The sequence below is a fragment of the Ideonella azotifigens genome (assembly GCF_021043325.1).
Classification (GTDB): domain Bacteria; phylum Pseudomonadota; class Gammaproteobacteria; order Burkholderiales; family Burkholderiaceae_C; genus Ideonella; species Ideonella azotifigens.
The window spans coordinates 1-2,716 of record NZ_JAJNKD010000040.1; the positions used below are offsets into that span (position 1 = coordinate 1).

Sequence of the window (2,716 nt, forward strand, 5' to 3'; positions counted from 1 at the left end):
TGGACCCTCAACACCTACGACGACGCGCACCGCCTCACCGACGTGAGCAGCTCGGACGGCAACAGCGAGCACTACGAACTCGACAACGCCGGCAACCGGACCAGCGAGAGCTACTACAAGGGCACCGACGTGGCCACCAGGACCCTTGTCAAGACGGTCACGCGCAGCTACGACGCACTCGGACGCATGCAGAGCGTCTCCGGTCTGCAATGAGCCGCCCCAACAATCACATGCGGAGGAAACCCATGACAAACACGTACTGGCGAGCCGCATGCTCAACAGGATCACATGCAGACGGTGACCTTAAATCTACAAAAAATCTACGGTTTACTGCGGGTTCAGATATTTCCCGACTACTTTGTCGAATGAGATTTATTTACCGCAAAGGTTCAACGCAATTTGGCAGCGCGGTAGTAGATCGGAATTATCTCGCGCTTGCGACGTTTATTGCTAGTGTTTGGATCATCCCGCAAAGTGCGATCGCCTGGAGTTGCACTAGCGATGGACAACTCTATGACTGCCAACGCCCAATCCCAGGAACTTATTCCGGGGATGTATCCCATCAATGGATTGGATGGGTGCGAAATGTTACGGCGGGGCCACGAAAAGCCTCCATTATTAAGCCGCTTGAGACCGCGATTAGTGAGGAAACTGCAAAAAGCCTATTAAGCTATCGATCAGTCTACTCCCAATGTTCGGGTACCGACGGCAAGCCATTGCAAACTGTCATGCGCGGCTCTGACGTCCCAAGCGCTGCATCAGACTTCTATGTCTACCAGAGTGGGGAGTATTATTTCGGTGAAAGTATAAATTGGTGCCAAAATGGATCCATCAGGGTAACTTACCCTATCCAAGGTGAATATAGTGCGCGATTTAATATTCCTCGTATTGACCAATGTGCGCCAGGGACGATTAAATGGGACTGGGATTATGGCAACCTCGGACATGACACGGATTTAGTAGACTATGCCATTTGCTATATTCCCGTAGAGCAGTCCTGTCCAGCGTTTGGCGATCCAATAACCGCAACCGGCACAAAATTTCAAACGGAGGTGGATTGGTCTGAGCCAAATGCATTTCTTCAATTAAGGCGGACATATGTAAGTTCCCCCAGATTCGATGGGGGCGCTATGGGGGCATATACATTAGGCAGACTTATGCCGAACTGGCGATTTGGCTTTCAAAGCTATATTGGATTTGATGGCGACCAAGTCACAGTTTTTCGAGAGGACTCCAAGTCTGTGAGCTTTGCAAAAATTGGCAACGACCTCGTTCCGGTCGTGCCAGGAAAAACAGCGCTTACTCAGCTTGCAAGCGGAGATTTTCTATTCAGATCAGGCGATAACTTATTCGAGATTTATGATCCAACTGGAAAACTCCAAAAGATAGTTGGATCAGCTGGTTTGAATGCAACATTGAACTATACCAACTCCGGTGAGATATCAAGCATTGTCGATGGGTTTGGTAGAAGTTTGTTGTTTCATTATTACAAATTAGATGATGGGGATGGCGTCATGTATAGCTATCTGGATTCAGTTTCGTTGCCGGATGATTCCCTTGTTGATTATGGTGTGCTATCTCCGAGGGGGGTGCTATCCTCCGTCAATTACGCGGACGGATCTGGCCGGTCATATGGGTACGCTGATATGGGCGGAAAAGGTCCTCTGCTACTTACTCAAGTAAACGATGAGGAGGGTGCTTCGTTTGGTACAAAATATTCAAGCAGTGGGATGTCGATTGCAACCAGTGCGCCTCGTGATATTGACGACTGGGCCATAGTTGACAAGCGTGTATCGGGTTCCGGAGATATAATTGTTACAGACCCACTCGCGCAGGAATTACGACTTAGCTATTCCAAAGTGAATGGTCGATCACTACTTGGTGGGCAAAGCCGACCAGGAGGCAGCGGATGCAGCGCCAATGTCAGCAGCCAAAGCTACGATGCAAACTCGAATGTGACGAACAAGGTGGACTTTGGAGGAAACAGGTCTTGCTTTGCATACAACACGAGCCGCAACCTGGAGACGGCCCGAATCGAAGGCCTGAGCGGAGCAACTGCGTGTCCAGCGGACGTGGCCAGCTACAGCGTGGTCTCAAGCGCCACAGCACCGCAGCGCAAGGTAACGACGCAGTGGCATCCGGTGTGGAACCTGCAGACCCGCGTGGCCGAGCCCAACCTGATCACCACCACGGTCTACAACGGCCTGCCGGACCCCATCGCTGGCGATACACCGGTGTGCGCCCCCGACGCACCCCTGCTGCCCGACGGCAGCAAGATCGCCGTGGTCTGCCGGCGCTATGAAGAGGCCACCACCGACACGCTGGGCAACGTCGGCTTCGCCGCCACGGTGACCGAGCGGCGCAGCTGGAGCTACACGTACAACGTGTATGGGCAGATGCAGATTGAGACCGACCCGCGCGGCAAGCGCACGACGTACAAGTATTGGGATGCCACCAGCTTCACCGGCGAAGGCGCAGCCGCCCGCGGCCACACCCTGGGGGACCTCAAGACCGTGACCCAGGGCCCCAGCACCGCCAGCCCGCTCAGGACCCAGTACACCGAGTACAACAAGCTCGGCCAGGTCCTCACCACCGTGCTGCCCAACGGCAGCACCGAGAGTCGGGAATACCACCTGCGCGGCTGGCTGAGCAAGCTCACCCAGACCCCGGCCGGCGGTGGCACCGGGCTGGTGACGAGCTACGACTACTACGCCAC

General features: G+C 54.1%; 1 protein-coding gene and 2 pseudogenes. All 3 read left to right on the plus strand.

The genetic code is table 11. The features are described 5' to 3' along the window. Positions 1 to 213 (plus strand): RHS repeat domain-containing protein (locus LRH25_RS32415; protein WP_231013272.1); only part of this gene is annotated, 213 nt, incomplete at its 5' end. A 515-nt stretch (positions 214 to 728) separates the two neighbouring features. After that, positions 729 to 1,238: pseudogene (locus LRH25_RS33330) on the plus strand (DUF6531 domain-containing protein); the annotation flags it as partial. An 834-nt stretch (positions 1,239 to 2,072) separates the two neighbouring features. Then, positions 2,073 to 2,716, plus strand: a pseudogene (locus LRH25_RS32420) (RHS repeat domain-containing protein); the annotation flags it as partial.